Here is a 13,260-nt window from a genome sequence, read left to right as displayed (position 1 = left end):
GGCGCCTGGTCCACGCGCGCCCGGGTGGAGAGCGGAGTGCCGGGCTACACTCGCTGTAACCGGCTTCGGAGACGCTTCCATGGCTGATGCATATATCGGGACGTCCGGCTGGAACTACCGGGCGTGGAAGGATGACTTCTACCGCGGGGTGCCGCAGCGCAAGTGGCTGGCTTACTGTGCGCGGCATTTCAGCGGGTTGGAGATCAACGGAACCTTCTATCGCCTGCCGCAGGCGGACACCGTGGAGCGGTGGGCGGGGCAGACGGCAGAGGACTTCGGGTTTGCGATCAAGGGCAGTCGCTATGTCACCCATGTCCGGCGGCTGAAGGATGCGGCGGATTCGGTGCGCTTGCTGCGCGGTCGCATGGAGCCCATGGGGAATCGGCTGCGCGCGGTGGTCTGGCAGCTTCCCGCGAACTTCCGGCTGGACCAGGAGCGACTCGAGGCGTTCACCGGTGCCCTGGAGGCCTGGCCAGAGGTGCGGCACGCGATCGAGTTCCGTCACTCGAGTTGGTTCACCGATGCGGTGGCCGCGCACCTGGATTCAGCGGGAGTCGGAATCTGCCAGTCCGATGCCCCGGACTGGCCATGCTGGGAGGCGGTGGCCGGGCCGCTGGTCTACTGTCGCCTGCACGGGCATACCCGGCTCTACGCCTCGGCCTACAGCGGCCGCTCGCTGGACCGGTGGGCCGGGCGTGTGCAGCAGTGGCTGGCAGACGGGCAAGAGGTGCATGTCTATTTCGACAACGACTCGGAGGGGGCCGCGCCCCGGGACGCCCAGCGCCTGATCGAGAGACTGGGGTGAGGCCAGGCCCACTAGAACCGGACATCGGCCTCAAGGATCAGGAATACCAGCAGGGCGAGGGTGATGGCCCACAGGAAGAGGTAGCCGGCCATGCTGTGGGCCGCGGCCTCCTGCTGGACCCGACCGCGCGGACGCACGCCCTGGTAGAGGAAGACGAGCTTCGCCGCGAGGTTCACGCAGACCACGTTGACCGCCAGCAGCAGTACAGCCATGTACGCGGCGGAGAACTCGCCGGAGCCGAGCATGATGCCGGCGGTCGCTGCCGGCGGCAGCAGAGCGACCGCGACCATTACGCCCACCAGCACCGTGGGCAGGCCGGTGGTCAGCGACAGCACCGCGGCCGCTCCGGAGGCCAGGGCCAGCGCGACCGAGTCCAGCCCGACCTCGGTGCGGATCTGCAGCTCGCGGGCGCCGATATCCACGGACATGACCATGGCGAGCACGGCGCCGATCAGGATCGCGCCGCCGAGGCCGGCGGCATTGGTGCGCAGCGAGCGGCCGATCAGCTGCGTATCGGCCATCGAGGTGCCGAGTGCGAGTGCCAGGTTGGGCCCGAGCAGGGGCGCGATGACCATGGCCCCGATCACCACGGCCACGTTGTCCTCCAGCAGCCCGATGGCAGCGACGATCGTGGACAGCACCGTCAGCAGGACGAACTGCCCGGTCAGGTCGGCACCCCCGGCCACGTTGTTGTAGAGCTCCTCGCGCGACACGGCGCGGGCCTTCTTGCCGGTTTCCGCTTCCTTCGCCTTGTCTTCCTGCGGTTCCTGAAACGGATCCGGCAGCACGGCCTCGACGGGCAGCACCAGAATGCGGGCGGTCTCGGAGGCGCCAAGGACGCGGTAGAGATCGTCCATCAGTCGCTGACGGTATTCCGTGCTCACCAGTATATGCACGGCCATGCGGTCGCGATTCTCGTCCACCCCATGCCAGAGCACCTCGACCGTCAACCCGTCGGCAATGCCAAGCACGGTATCCAGGTGCCCCGCAGGGCCAACCACCTCGATGATCTTGCTGCTCATGCTGCCCTCCGTGGTTGCCGGCATGATAACGCCGACGGCGCCCCCGGGGCGGCGCCCCCGGGGTCGGACCAAGGCAAGTTACTGAATCGTCTCGATAAGCACGGCGTTTCACCCGATCCATACCGCCTTGGAGGCCCCATTTTGTGCCCAAAATCGACCGTCGAGGCGCCCGACGTTCGGAGATTTCACGGGAGCCACGTCGAACGCAGGCCGGAGGGGCTTTCCCCGATCGGGGGTGCTGCTCCCGGTGCCGGTGCGCCCCAAAACCGCCGTTTCGGGGCCGAAAAATGGGCGTATAAGCCGCAAATCCCGGCCAGAAACGACCGAATCGATCGGTTATTCAATGGGTTACCTTGGTCCGACCCCGGGGCAGGGCAGGGGGCTGCTTGACGCCCCTGCGGTTATGGGGGTAATTTCCCTCAGCGCTATGCGTGGTTTTTCACGGTCAGGGTTGACCGATACCGGTCTGGCATCCGGGGGGTGCGCCGGTGGATCGATCACTCGTAGCCTGTCCTCCCTGTCCGCACCGGGCATGCAGGACCCAAACAAGAATAACGAGGGAATACTGGAGGAGTTCAAAGGAGGCCCCACGCCAGTGGGGTGCGGGCGGGGTCGCACGCGGCTGTGCCCGACCGTCTCTGTTGTTACTCGTCCCGGCTTCCCGAAACCACCACCAAGATTCGAGGGAGAGGCGAGTTTATGACAATGTCAGTAGCAGGACTCCTGTTCGCGCTGCTCTGTGGCGCGGGCGCCCTGGCCTACGGCGTGATCTCCATACGCTGGGTCCTGGCCAAGACGGAAGGCAATGATGAAATGCGCCGTGTGGCCCGGGCGATCCAGGAAGGTGCCTCGGCCTACATGAAGCGCCAGTACCTCACCATCGGCATGGTCGGCGTGGTGCTGTTCATCCTGCTCTGGCTGGTGCTCAGCGCGTCGGCGGCCTTCGGCTTCCTGATCGGCGCGGTACTCTCCGGTGCCGCCGGCTTCATCGGCATGCACGTGGCGGTACGCGCGAACGTGCGCACGGCGGCGGCGGCGATGGACGGCATGGAGGCCGCGATGGACGTGGCCTTCCGGGGCGGCGCCGTCACCGGTCTTCTGGTCGTTGGACTGGGCCTGTTGGGGGTCGGTGGCTACTTCGCGCTCCTGTGGCTGATCACGCCCGCCGGCGAGAGTGTCGGCCTGTTCCCGCTGGTCGGACTGGCGCTCGGCGGATCCCTGATCTCGATCTTCGCCCGTGTCGGGGGCGGCATCTTCACCAAGGGTGCGGACGTCGGTGCGGACCTGGTCGGCAAGGTCGAAGCCGGCATTCCGGAAGACGATCCGCGCAACCCGGCGGTGATCGCGGACAACGTGGGCGACAACGTCGGTGACTGCGCAGGAATGGCGGCGGACCTCTTCGAGACCTACGCGGTGACCCTGATCGCGACCATGATCCTCGGTACCCTGCTGATGGACGACCTCGGCATCACTGCCGCTATCTATCCGCTGGTCCTCGGCGGTGCGGCCATCCTCGCATCGATCGCCGGTACCTTCTTCGTGAAGGCGCGCCACAGTGCCGAGATCATGAAGGCCCTGTACAAGGGCCTGGCGGTCTCGGGCGGCCTGGCGGCGGTGGCCTTTCTGCCCATCACCATGCTGATGGTGCCCGACAACGCCCTCGCCGGAAGCATCGGCATCGAAAGCGGCGCGCCACTGCGGCTCTATGGCGCAGCCCTGGTGGGTCTCGCGCTGACCGGAATCATCATGGTCGTGACCGATTACTACACCTCGACCGAGTTCCGGCCGGTGCGCCACCTCGCGGCGGCCTCCACGACCGGGCATGCGACCAACATCATCGCCGGCCTCGCGATTTCCATGAAGGCGACCGCCGCGCCGGTGCTCGCGGTCTGTGCCGCCATCATCGTGGCCCACGCGCTCGGCGGCCTCTATGGCATCGCGATCGCGGCCACCGCGATGCTGTCAATGACCGGAATCATCGTCGCGATGGACGCCTACGGCCCGATCACCGACAACGCCGGCGGTATCGCGGAGATGGGCGACCTGCCGTCGAACGTGCGCGAGACGACCGACGCGCTGGACGCGGTCGGCAATACCACCAAGGCGGTCACCAAGGGCTACGCGATCGGTTCCGCGGGTCTCGCCGCCCTGGTGCTGTTTGCCGACTACACGCATCAGCTGACCTATCACACCGGCCTGCTGCACAGCTTCGAGCTGAGCAATCCCAAGGTGATCGTCGGCCTGTTCATCGGCGGCCTGGTGCCCTATCTGTTCGCGGCGATGACGATGGAATCGGTCGGCCGCGCCGCCGCGGGTATCGTCAACGAGGTGCGGCGCCAGTTCCGGGAGATCCCCGGCATCATGGAACGCACTGCCAAGCCCGACTACACGCGGGCGGTGGACATGCTCACGACCTCCGCCATCCGGGAGATGATCATCCCCTCGCTGCTGCCGGTACTGGTGCCGGTGCTGGTCGGGTTGTTCCTGGGCAAGGAAGCCCTCGGCGGCCTGTTGATCGGTACCATCGTGACCGGCCTGTTCGTCGCCATCTCCATGACCACCGGAGGGGGTGCCTGGGACAACGCCAAGAAATACATCGAAGATGACAATCACGGCGGCAAGGGGTCCGAGGCGCACAAGGCAGCGGTGACCGGCGACACCGTCGGCGATCCCTACAAGGACACCTCGGGTCCTGCAATCAACCCCCTGATCAAGGTCATCAATATCGTGGCGCTGTTGATGGTGCCTGTCCTTTGAACGAGGCTAAGGCCTGCTTCCATAGAAAACCAGGAGAAACTGGGCAATGACCAAGGTACGCGTACAGATGGCCCCGGAGCTGGAACTCAAGATGGACGTGAAGATAACGGGCGTGGATGTGGACAGCCGCGACTGGGATGTGCAGCAGCACAAGGTGGAGGTCTATGCCGAGTTCGAGCGGCGCCTGAAGGCGGCCTTTCCTGAGGGCCTGCACGTGTACAGCTTCGAATTCGGGCTGGACCGCGGCTGGCACGAGGACCTTGGCGAGGAATAGGCGCCGGCACCTGTAGTGGTCCGCCAGGAGGGCGGACCGGGTCGATCCCGCCCCCTGCCTCCCGGGGGGTGGAGTTCGCAGCCCCATCAAGGATCGGTGGCCGCAGCCAGTTCCCACGGGTGACGGGCAGTGGTTCTGCCAGGAACCCGGAGGAGCGGCCTTGAAGGCGCCATTTGGCAGCTGGAGCCTGCCGTCCGGGCGCCTGGCATACAGAGACCGCAGAGGCCATGGCCCAGCGCCGCACCCCCACCCCAACCCTGCCCCGCAAGCGGGGGAGGGGGCTTCCATGGGGAGGAGTGGCGCAGGGCCATGACAGTCAGGCCCGCATTTTTCGGGGCGAAAACGGGCCTCCAAGACGAAAATCGGCGGTAAATTCGAGGGATTAACGTCTTGAATCAACCATTTCGGTTGGTCCGACCCCCGGATTCCCGGCAATCCAGACCTAAATTGTGAACGGCTATCCGTGTGTTTGATCGAATCTATTCGATCAGATGCCATCCGCAGGCTATACAGTTCTGACAGTCACCCACAACATCGTTGATACGACAGGAGGAGCAAGATGTCTGCGTCGAAATGCCCGGTGATGCACGGCTCGATGACGACCGCCGAACGCTCGGTGACAGAGTGGTGGCCCAATGCGCTCAACCTCGAGATCCTGCACCAGCACGACACGAAGACCGACCCGATGGGTAAGGACTTCAACTATCGCGAGGAGCTCGAAAAGCTCGACGTGCAGGCGCTGAAGCAGGACCTGTTCGACCTGATGACCGACAGCCAGGAGTGGTGGCCGGCCGACTGGGGCCACTACGGTGGCCTGATGATCCGCATGGCCTGGCACGCTGCCGGCTCCTACCGGCTGTTCGACGGCCGCGGCGGCGGCGGCAGCGGCAACCAGCGCTTCGCCCCGTTGAACTCCTGGCCGGACAACGGCAACCTGGACAAGGCCCGGCGCCTGCTCTGGCCGATCAAGAAGAAGTACGGCAACAGCGTCAGCTGGGCCGACCTGATCATGCTCGCCGGCAACATCGCCTACGAGTCCATGGGCCTGAAGACCTTCGGCTTCGGGTTCGGCCGCGAAGACATCTGGGCCCCTGAAAAGGACGTCTACTGGGGCTCCGAGAAGGAATGGCTGGCGGAGAGCATCCTGCGCTACGCCAACGAAGAAGATCCGGAGTCCCTGGAAGAGCCGCTCGGGGCGGTCCACATGGGCCTGATCTACGTCAACCCCGAAGGCCGCGACGGGAAGCCGGACCCGATGAAGTCGGCACACGACGTCCGGGTCACCTTCGCGCGCATGGCGATGAACGACGAGGAGACCGCAGCGCTCACCGCCGGCGGCCACACCGTTGGCAAGACCCACGGCAACGGCGACGAGTCCAGGCTCGGTCCCCCGCCCGAAGGAGCCGACGTCGAGAACCAGGGCATGGGCTGGATGAACCCCGACATGGAGGGGCTTGCCAGCAATGCCGTGACCTCCGGCATCGAAGGCGCCTGGACGAAGGAGCCGACGAAGTTCGACATGGGCTACTTCGACATGCTGCTCGACCACGAGTGGGAGCTGAAGAAGAGCCCCGCCGGGCACTGGCAGTGGGAACCGGTCGACATCAGGGAGGAGGACAAGCCGGTCGACGCCAGCAACCCCTCGATCCGGCACAATCCGATCATGACCGACGCCGACATGGCGATGAAGCTGGATCCGAGCTACCGCAGTTACATGGAGCGGTTCCGCAACGATCCGGAATACTTCAGGGATACCTTCGCCCGGGCCTGGTTCAAGCTCACCCACCGCGACATGGGACCGAAGGACCGCTACTTCGGACCCGAGGTGCCGGCGGAGGATCTGGTCTGGCAGGACCCGGTTCCGGCCGGCCCTGCGGACTATGACGTCGAGGCGGTCAAGGCCAGAATCGCGGACAGCGGGCTCTCGATCGCCGAAATGGTATCGACGGCATGGGACAGCGCCCGCACCTACCGCGGCTCGGACATGCGCGGTGGCGCCAACGGCGCCCGCATCCGCCTCGCGCCGCAGAGGGACTGGGAAGGCAACGAGCCGGCGCGCCTGAACAAGGTCCTCGACACGCTCGAGCCGATCGCCCGGGAGACCGGCGCCAGCCTGGCGGACGTGATCGTGCTGGCCGGCAACGTTGGCATCGAGAAGGCAATCAGGGCCTCGGGCCTGGATGTCACCGTGCCCTTCGCGCCCGGCCGCGGCGACGCGACCGAGGAGATGACCGACGCGGACTCCTTCCGGGTCCTCGAGCCGATCGCGGACGGCTACCGCAACTGGTTCGATTCCTCCTACGACGTTGCGCCCGAGGAGCTGATGCTCGACCGCACGCAGCTGATGGGCCTGACGGCCCCGGAGATGACGGTGCTGGTTGGCGGCATGCGCGTGCTCGGGACCAACCACGGCGGCACCCGGCACGGCGTCCTCACCGACCGCGAGGGCGCGCTGACCAACGACTTCTTCGTGAACCTGACCGACATGGCCTACGCGTGGAACCCGGTCGGCGACAACCTCTACGAGATCCGCGACCGCCAGACGGACGCGGTGAAGTGGACCGCGACGCGCATCGATCTGGTGCTCGGTTCCAACTCCATCCTGCGCGCCTATTCGGAGGTCTACGCCCAGGACGACAACCAGGAGAAGTTCGTCAGGGACTTCGTGGCCGCCTGGACCAAGGTGATGAACGCGGACCGCTTCGACCTCGCCTGACACGGAAAAGGGGAAAAGGGGACGGAGGGAATAAATCCTGACCAGTCTTACGTCCAAGCCGGAGCTTGCGGAAAAGGCGACGGAGGGATCAAGGCTTGACTGGTCGCAGGTCCTGGCCGAATCTTGAGAGTGAATCGCTTCAAGCAACCCATCGGGCTGGATGCCCGGGGAGGGAACCCGATGCCAAGGAGGGCACGCCACTATGTCGCGGGTCTGCCGTATCACCTGGTTCAGCGCGGCAACAACCGCCAGGACTGCTTCCTGGATCCGGCGGATTACCGTCGCTATCTCGAACTGTGGGAGGAGACGTCCCGGCGCTATGGCGTCGCGGTCCACGCCTATTGCCTGATGACCAACCACGTCCACTTCCTGGCGACGCCGGCCGAGGCGGACTCCCTGTCCAACACCATGAAGGTGGTCGGCAGCCGCTTTGCCCAGTACGTCAATCGCAGGTACCAGCGCACGGGCACGCTCTGGGAAGGCCGGCACCGGGCGAGCCTGGTGCAGTCCGAGCGTTACCTTCTGACCTGCTACCGCTACATCGAGTTGAATCCCGTGCGCGCCGGGATGGTGGCGTCGCCCGAGGACTACCCCTGGTCGAGCCACCGGATGAACGCATGGGGTGAGGCGGGTTGGATCCAGCCACACTCCGAGTACGTCCGCCTGGATCGGGACGCCTCAGGGCGCCTGGAAGCCTACCGGGGTCTGTTCTCGGAGAGCCTCCCCTCGGGCGAGTTGGCCGCGATCCGCCGCGCTATCTATTATTGCCAGCCCGTCGGGGATAATGCCTTTCGCGAGCGGGTCGAGCGACAGTTCGGCGTTCGCTTCGGCCAGATGAAGCCGGGCCGGCCGTGGAATGCGGGTAACGGGCAACAGGGCAAGGTTTAATCCCTCCGTCCCCTTTTCCTTCTATTCGGCATCGTCCTTGTCCTGCTTGCCGTCCGGGGTAACGGCGCGTCCCACCGCCCCGACGGCCTTGCCGGTCGCCTTTACGGCTCCGGTGGTGACGCTGACGGCAGCGTTGCCGGCTGCGCTGGCGACCTTCACTGCAGTGCAGCCACTGGCCAGCGGCAGCATCAGTGCGAGGAGGAGCAGCAGGCGTGCGTAGGCGTACGTCGGCATGAGGATTACCCTGTCGGCTTTAGAGCAGGATACCCATGATCGGCTCCCAGGGGCCAGAGTGCGCTAGGGCAAAAAGGGGACGGAGGGAATAAGTTTTAATCCCTCCGTCCCCTTTCTCCCCGCCCGCCGGCATTCGTGCCCTGCGCGAGCGCCTCGGCCTCTCCAGAGCCGCCTTTGCGGCGGAACTCGGCGTTTCGGCTCAGACCGTCGCCAACTGGGAGAACCGGCCCGGGACACTCAGGCTCCTGAGCCGGAGCCTGAACCGGCTGCGCCGGCTTTATGGGAGTTCCGGCTGATGGGTCCTGTGCGAGGCCTGCAGTAACCGAGCGCTGCGCCAGGCGCCAGGCGCCATACCGTAGGGTAGGTTGTCCTCGGCGTTGGGTGTGGTCAGCAGCACCGGAGGCGGCCGCCAGCAGCGTTTCCAACACAAACGAGTGGCGATCTTCGTCCAGCGAATCCGCGCCGTTCGTCATCATGGACTGATGGCCCTCGTCGACAGCGGGCGAGAACGCGCCTCTTTGCGGATTCGCTCCGACGCGCCCGGGGGCACGACAAGCTCGTCCCCCGCACTGCACAGGGACTTGACTAGATGGTACCAATAATGGAACCATTGTTTGATGGCGACGATCAGGAAGATCATCGAACAGATGCGGACGGAACCGGCGAACGTTCGATTCACCGACCTGCGCAAGGTATGCGAGGAATTCCTTGGCCCGCCGAGGCAGAGGGGGACCAGTCACCTGATCTTCCGGACCCCATGGGTGGGGGATCCTCGCATCAACATTCAGCGGGCGGGCGACAAGGCAAAGCCGTACCAGGTCAGACAGGTACTCAAGGCGCTTGAAAAGCTGGACGAGCAGACATGAAAACCGATCACTACACCTATCGCGTAACCTGGTCACCCGAGGATGGGGAACACGTCGGTCTGTGTGCCGAGTTCCCCTCGTTGAGTTGGCTTGCAGATACACCCGAGGCCGCCCTTGCCGGCATCCGGACCCTGGTTGCAGAGGTCGTAGCGGACATGTCAAAAGCCGGCGAGACCCCTCCGGCTGCGCTCGCCGAGAGGGAATTCAGCGGTGAATTCCGTGTGCGTATTCCGCCGGAGTTGCATCGCAAGCTCGTGTTGCAGGCGGCTGAACAGAACATCAGCCTAAACCGGCTGGCGAGTGCCAAACTCGCCGGCTGACCATCTCTGAAAGCTGCCCGCACGGACGGGGTCAGGTCTCACAATCCAACTCCCGTTGGTGTGCCGTGTTGAAATGTGGGACCTGACCGCATTACGCATCAAATGATGTGTTCTTTGATGCATCAGCAACGGATGAGGTGTTTCCATGCGCACGACGCTGAATATCGATGACCAGTTGCTGGCCGAGGCTCAGCGCATTACCGGCGTGAACGAAAAGGCTGCCTTGGTGCGGGAGGGGCTGCGCGCCTTGATCGAGCGCGAGAGCGCCCGGCGGCTGGCGCGGCTGGGGGCCAGTGAACCGCAGCTGGAGCCCGTGCCTCGCCGGCAATCCGGCCCCGCATGATCCTGGTCGATACCTCGGTGTGGGTCGATCACCTGCGCGCTGGCGATGCCGCGCTGGGGGGAGTTACTGAACCGCAGTCGGGTGCTGATGCACCCTTTTGTGGTCGGTGAACTGGCCTGCGGCAACCTGCGCAGCCGCAGTCAGGTGTTGCGGCTGCTCAAGGATCTGCCGAAAGCGCCGGTCGCCAGCGATGAAGAGGTGCTGTTTTTTATCGAACGCAACGCGCTGATTGGCCGGGGCATCGGGTATGTGGACGCGCATTTTTTGGCCTCAGTTACCCTGGGTGGCTCGACGTGGTTGTGGACACGGGACCAGCGGCTACGGGCGGTCGCCGACGCCCTGAACCTTGCGTACGGCGAAGCTTGATTGAAGGTGGGCGAGGACTTCTTCGCTCGCAGAACGGGAATACAGCGGTGAATTCCGTGTGGGTATTCCTCCGGAGCTGCATCGCAAGCTTGTCTTGCAGGCGGCAGAACAGAACATCAGCCTGCACCGGCTGGCCCGTACCAGGCTCGCTGGCTGATTATCTCTGGAGGCTGTCCGGCGGCATCGAAACCTCGGACAGGGGTCTTTGCGCGCGCGGCAGCGACTCTGATTTCTCATCGGTTCCGGGATACCACCGTCTACCGACACCATAGGAGGACGAGCAGTGGCCAACCAGCGACGCGACGTGTTCCGCTTCCGGATCGAACTTCTCGAGATTCAGCCCCCGATCTGGCGGGAGATCCTGGTCCCGGCCAGCTATTCGTTCCGGGATCTGCACGTTGCGATCCAGGACGCCATGGGCTGGGAGGATTATCACCTGCACGAGTTCCAGGTCGCCGAACCGGAGAGCGGGGAGCTGCTGCGCATCGGCATACCGGACGACGAAGGATTCGGTACGGGCGCGGTGACGCTGCCCGGCTGGGGCGTCGGCGTTATCGAATTGATCGAGGAGGCGGGCCAGGCCTTCGACTACGAATACGACTTTGGTGATGGCTGGAAGCACCGCATCACGCTCGTCGGCGTCGAGCCGCGTATCAAGGGACAGCGCTATCCACAGTGCCTGGCGGGTGCCCGTGCCTGCCCACCGGAAGACTGCGGAGGGGTCTGGGGGTACGAGAACCTGGTCGAGGCCCTCCTGGATCCGAAGCACCCGGATCACGAGGACCTCCGTGACTGGGTTCCAGAGGGTTGGGGGCCGGAGATCTTCGGGGCTTCCGATGTGCGTTTCGACAATCCCAGGCGACGGTGGAAGCTCGCCTTCGGCGAGGAATGATTTCGTCATCGAGGTTTGCCGCGGCAACGTGTTGTTGACCGGGCGCACAGCCTGTGTGCAGACATGCGGACCATGGGCAATCGGCGTACCAAACCCATATTGACCCATATAACACTGTCTCCGGCACTCTGAAGCGACGAGCACGCCGCGTGCATGGACGCCCGGATGGCGGCGTCAGTTACCGTTCGACACCAGGGATTGATGTCGATGAAGACGACAGCGTACTTCGACGCGACCCGCTCCAGACCGGATCGGACTGGAATCAAGGACGATTGGATTCTGCGGGTCCTGCGTTATCCGGAGAAAGAGCAAAGGCAGATGGATGGCCGAATCCGGCGGTGGGCGCGGATCGCGGCCTAAGCTCAGCCTCCCACGGCGACCCTGTTTCGGGGTCAGGGGCCAGGATGCCGGGAGCATACGAGTACCGGCCATCCTGGGCAAAGGCGCTGGGGCCAGGAAACCGCTGAAGCTCACGGCCCTCGCGACCGCCAATAGCCCGGGCGTCGGGAGTGGTGCGCGAATGCCAGAATCGTGATGGTGGACCCGCGCGGAATGAAGACGATGGAGTAAGGAAAACGGCGCAGTACCAGCCGGTGCACTCCCTGTCGTCCGATGGGCCCGGGCATAGAGGAACCGGCGAGAGTCCCGGCTTCCAGTTGATCCAGAGCCGCGTCGAACGTGGCCCGAAGCTGCTTCCCGAGTCCGGGTTGTTCGCACTCGTACCAGCGGATGGCTGCCTCCGCCTCTTCGGCCGCGGCAGAGAGGATCTGGAGTTCCGGCATCCTTGCCTCCTCGGTCGTGTCAGCCGAGCCTTCGGTTGAATTCCTCGCGGGATAACAGCTCGGCGTTGCCGCTGCGCAGGTCGGAGAGGCGTTTCTCGAGTTCGCTATCCCACGCCGCAGCGGCGTCGGCATCGGCGGGACCGTCCAGTGTCGCCACCAGTTCCTGGGCGAGGCGTGCACGGGCCGACTCCGGCAGCGCCTTTGCCTCTTTCAGGATTCGCTCAACGTCCACGACCGCCATAGGATTCACCTTGCACCAACGCAATGCGTGGTCCAAGTCTAGCCTCGGGAGGCGTAGAGCAACACCCCCTGTCCGTAGACGCGTGGGCCATGAGCAAGCGGGACAAGCGCGCTCCGGCGCGTGAAATGGCAGCGGTTCCACGTGGATGGATCCTTCCCGGGGAAGGGCCGGCGTGAGGCGTTCCGGGCCTGTGCTAAGCTGCTGTTATGCCAAACCGTTCAGGAGATTTCGATGCGCCTGACAGCACAGCAGCGCCGAGTCATCAGGCAAGCCGCCCTCGACTGCTTCGGGCCGGAGGCGCGCGTTACCCTGTTCGGCTCGCGTGCTGACGACACGGCACGTGGCGGCGATATCGACCTGCTGATCGAAACGCAGATCACTGACCCGGAAGAGATCGTCAACGCGGAAACCCGCTTTCAGGTGCAGGTTCAGCAGGCGATCGGCGAACAGAAGATCGACCTGCTCGTGGACTATCCGGGGCGTGGCGAACACCCGCCGATCTTTGCCATCGCCGAAAGAACTGGGGTCCGGCTGTGACCGACGCAGCAGCACAGCAGTTGGCAGATGCCTGGCGACAGTGTCAGCGGCACGCTCATCACCTGAGGCACGCCATGGCCTCCCTGGAGGACAAGCTTCCACTGTCGGGCAGCCAGCTCGCCACTCTGGACGACGAAGCCGTTCAGGACCTCGATCAGTTCGTGCTGCGCTTCGGCAGGCTACAGGATGCCATCGGCGCTCGACTGCTACCGGCCGT

At 64.9% G+C, this 13,260-nt stretch carries 16 protein-coding genes and 1 pseudogene; 13 read left to right on the top strand and 4 right to left on the bottom strand.

Going from position 1 to position 13,260, the window contains the following annotated elements:
* Window positions 1–79: 79 nt before the first annotated feature.
* Window positions 80–805 (top strand): DUF72 domain-containing protein, encoded by a 726-nt coding sequence (locus ACESMN_RS02760; RefSeq protein WP_373052055.1) that lies wholly within the window; start codon window positions 80–82, stop codon window positions 803–805.
* 11 nt (window positions 806–816) lie between these two features.
* Here ACESMN_RS02760 and ACESMN_RS02755 read toward each other — a convergent pair whose 3' ends face one another.
* On the bottom strand, window positions 817–1,827 hold the full coding sequence (locus tag ACESMN_RS02755; RefSeq protein ID WP_373052054.1) for a TIGR00341 family protein: 1,011 nt from the start codon (window positions 1,825–1,827) through the stop codon (window positions 817–819).
* A 699-nt stretch (window positions 1,828–2,526) separates the two neighbouring features.
* On the opposite strand from ACESMN_RS02755, the gene ACESMN_RS02750 reads away from it, so the two are divergent.
* From ACESMN_RS02750 to ACESMN_RS02735, 4 genes are all read left to right on the top strand, one after another.
* Complete coding sequence (locus ACESMN_RS02750) at window positions 2,527–4,584, top strand: sodium-translocating pyrophosphatase (RefSeq protein WP_373052053.1); 2,058 nt, start codon at window positions 2,527–2,529, stop codon at window positions 4,582–4,584.
* A 67-nt stretch (window positions 4,585–4,651) separates the two neighbouring features.
* On the top strand, window positions 4,652–4,858 hold the full coding sequence (locus ACESMN_RS02745; RefSeq protein ID WP_373052096.1) for a hypothetical protein: 207 nt from the start codon (window positions 4,652–4,654) through the stop codon (window positions 4,856–4,858).
* A 559-nt stretch (window positions 4,859–5,417) separates the two neighbouring features.
* Window positions 5,418–7,574 carry a catalase/peroxidase HPI gene (katG, locus tag ACESMN_RS02740; protein ID WP_373052052.1) on the top strand — a complete coding sequence of 719 codons (2,157 nt, stop codon included), beginning with the start codon at window positions 5,418–5,420 and terminating at the stop codon, window positions 7,572–7,574.
* A 180-nt stretch (window positions 7,575–7,754) separates the two neighbouring features.
* Window positions 7,755–8,462, top strand: a complete 708-nt coding sequence (locus ACESMN_RS02735; protein ID WP_373052051.1) for an REP-associated tyrosine transposase — start codon at window positions 7,755–7,757, stop codon at window positions 8,460–8,462.
* Between the two features lie 21 nt (window positions 8,463–8,483).
* Here ACESMN_RS02735 and ACESMN_RS02730 read toward each other — a convergent pair whose 3' ends face one another.
* Window positions 8,484–8,696: a hypothetical protein gene (locus tag ACESMN_RS02730; protein ID WP_373052050.1), complete on the bottom strand. Its 213-nt coding sequence runs from the start codon at window positions 8,694–8,696 to the stop codon at window positions 8,484–8,486.
* Window positions 8,697–8,794: 98 nt separating this feature from the next.
* On the opposite strand from ACESMN_RS02730, the gene ACESMN_RS02725 reads away from it, so the two are divergent.
* From ACESMN_RS02725 to ACESMN_RS02695, 7 genes and pseudogenes are all read left to right on the top strand, one after another.
* On the top strand, window positions 8,795–8,992 hold the full coding sequence (locus tag ACESMN_RS02725) for a helix-turn-helix domain-containing protein (protein ID WP_195051818.1): 198 nt from the start codon (window positions 8,795–8,797) through the stop codon (window positions 8,990–8,992).
* Between the two features lie 321 nt (window positions 8,993–9,313).
* Window positions 9,314–9,562: a toxin HicA gene (locus ACESMN_RS02720; RefSeq protein ID WP_373052049.1), complete on the top strand. Its 249-nt coding sequence runs from the start codon at window positions 9,314–9,316 to the stop codon at window positions 9,560–9,562.
* Window positions 9,559–9,882, top strand: coding sequence for a type II toxin-antitoxin system HicB family antitoxin (locus ACESMN_RS02715; RefSeq protein ID WP_373052048.1), 324 nt, complete (start codon window positions 9,559–9,561; stop codon window positions 9,880–9,882). The genes ACESMN_RS02720 and ACESMN_RS02715 overlap by 4 nt, the downstream gene beginning before the upstream one ends.
* Before the next feature lie 145 nt (window positions 9,883–10,027).
* Window positions 10,028–10,225 carry a type II toxin-antitoxin system VapB family antitoxin gene (locus ACESMN_RS02710; RefSeq protein ID WP_373052047.1) on the top strand — a complete coding sequence of 66 codons (198 nt, stop codon included), beginning with the start codon at window positions 10,028–10,030 and terminating at the stop codon, window positions 10,223–10,225.
* A gap of 87 nt (window positions 10,226–10,312) precedes the next feature.
* Window positions 10,313–10,591, top strand: coding sequence for a VapC toxin family PIN domain ribonuclease (locus tag ACESMN_RS02705; protein ID WP_373052095.1), 279 nt, complete (start codon window positions 10,313–10,315; stop codon window positions 10,589–10,591).
* A gap of 37 nt (window positions 10,592–10,628) precedes the next feature.
* Window positions 10,629–10,748, top strand: a pseudogene (locus tag ACESMN_RS02700) (toxin-antitoxin system HicB family antitoxin); the annotation flags it as partial.
* A gap of 126 nt (window positions 10,749–10,874) precedes the next feature.
* Window positions 10,875–11,483, top strand: a complete 609-nt coding sequence (locus ACESMN_RS02695; protein ID WP_373052046.1) for a plasmid pRiA4b ORF-3 family protein — start codon at window positions 10,875–10,877, stop codon at window positions 11,481–11,483.
* A 470-nt stretch (window positions 11,484–11,953) separates the two neighbouring features.
* Here ACESMN_RS02695 and ACESMN_RS02690 read toward each other — a convergent pair whose 3' ends face one another.
* Together ACESMN_RS02690 and ACESMN_RS02685 are read right to left on the bottom strand one after the other, a co-directional pair.
* Window positions 11,954–12,265, bottom strand: a complete 312-nt coding sequence (locus ACESMN_RS02690) for a type II toxin-antitoxin system RelE/ParE family toxin (RefSeq protein ID WP_373052045.1) — start codon at window positions 12,263–12,265, stop codon at window positions 11,954–11,956.
* 19 nt (window positions 12,266–12,284) lie between these two features.
* Window positions 12,285–12,506, bottom strand: coding sequence for an addiction module protein (locus tag ACESMN_RS02685; RefSeq protein WP_373052044.1), 222 nt, complete (start codon window positions 12,504–12,506; stop codon window positions 12,285–12,287).
* 231 nt (window positions 12,507–12,737) lie between these two features.
* Here ACESMN_RS02685 and ACESMN_RS02680 point away from each other — a divergent pair, with 231 nt between their 5' ends.
* Window positions 12,738–13,043, top strand: coding sequence for a nucleotidyltransferase domain-containing protein (locus ACESMN_RS02680; RefSeq protein WP_373052043.1), 306 nt, complete (start codon window positions 12,738–12,740; stop codon window positions 13,041–13,043).
* The last annotated feature ends 217 nt before the right edge of the window (window positions 13,044–13,260 follow it).

The organism is Thioalkalivibrio sp. (assembly GCF_041690275.1).
Classification (GTDB): Bacteria; Pseudomonadota; Gammaproteobacteria; order Ectothiorhodospirales; family Ectothiorhodospiraceae; genus Thioalkalivibrio.
Note: the sequence above shows the minus strand (reverse complement) of the source record. Positions and strands in the feature narration are given on the sequence as shown.

Coding starts and splice junctions, on each gene's coding strand:
- ACESMN_RS02760 (WP_373052055.1), top strand. CDS start 80: ATGGCTGATGCATATATCGGGACGTCCGGCTGGAACTACCGGGCGTGG.
- ACESMN_RS02755 (WP_373052054.1), bottom strand. CDS start 1,827: ATGAGCAGCAAGATCATCGAGGTGGTTGGCCCTGCGGGGCACCTGGAT.
- ACESMN_RS02750 (WP_373052053.1), top strand. CDS start 2,527: ATGACAATGTCAGTAGCAGGACTCCTGTTCGCGCTGCTCTGTGGCGCG.
- ACESMN_RS02745 (WP_373052096.1), top strand. CDS start 4,652: ATGGCCCCGGAGCTGGAACTCAAGATGGACGTGAAGATAACGGGCGTG.
- katG (WP_373052052.1), top strand. CDS start 5,418: ATGTCTGCGTCGAAATGCCCGGTGATGCACGGCTCGATGACGACCGCC.
- ACESMN_RS02735 (WP_373052051.1), top strand. CDS start 7,755: ATGCCAAGGAGGGCACGCCACTATGTCGCGGGTCTGCCGTATCACCTG.
- ACESMN_RS02730 (WP_373052050.1), bottom strand. CDS start 8,696: ATGCCGACGTACGCCTACGCACGCCTGCTGCTCCTCCTCGCACTGATG.
- ACESMN_RS02720 (WP_373052049.1), top strand. CDS start 9,314: ATGGCGACGATCAGGAAGATCATCGAACAGATGCGGACGGAACCGGCG.
- ACESMN_RS02715 (WP_373052048.1), top strand. CDS start 9,559: ATGAAAACCGATCACTACACCTATCGCGTAACCTGGTCACCCGAGGAT.
- ACESMN_RS02710 (WP_373052047.1), top strand. CDS start 10,028: ATGCGCACGACGCTGAATATCGATGACCAGTTGCTGGCCGAGGCTCAG.
- ACESMN_RS02705 (WP_373052095.1), top strand. CDS start 10,313: ATGCACCCTTTTGTGGTCGGTGAACTGGCCTGCGGCAACCTGCGCAGC.
- ACESMN_RS02690 (WP_373052045.1), bottom strand. CDS start 12,265: ATGCCGGAACTCCAGATCCTCTCTGCCGCGGCCGAAGAGGCGGAGGCA.
- ACESMN_RS02685 (WP_373052044.1), bottom strand. CDS start 12,506: ATGGCGGTCGTGGACGTTGAGCGAATCCTGAAAGAGGCAAAGGCGCTG.
- ACESMN_RS02680 (WP_373052043.1), top strand. CDS start 12,738: ATGCGCCTGACAGCACAGCAGCGCCGAGTCATCAGGCAAGCCGCCCTC.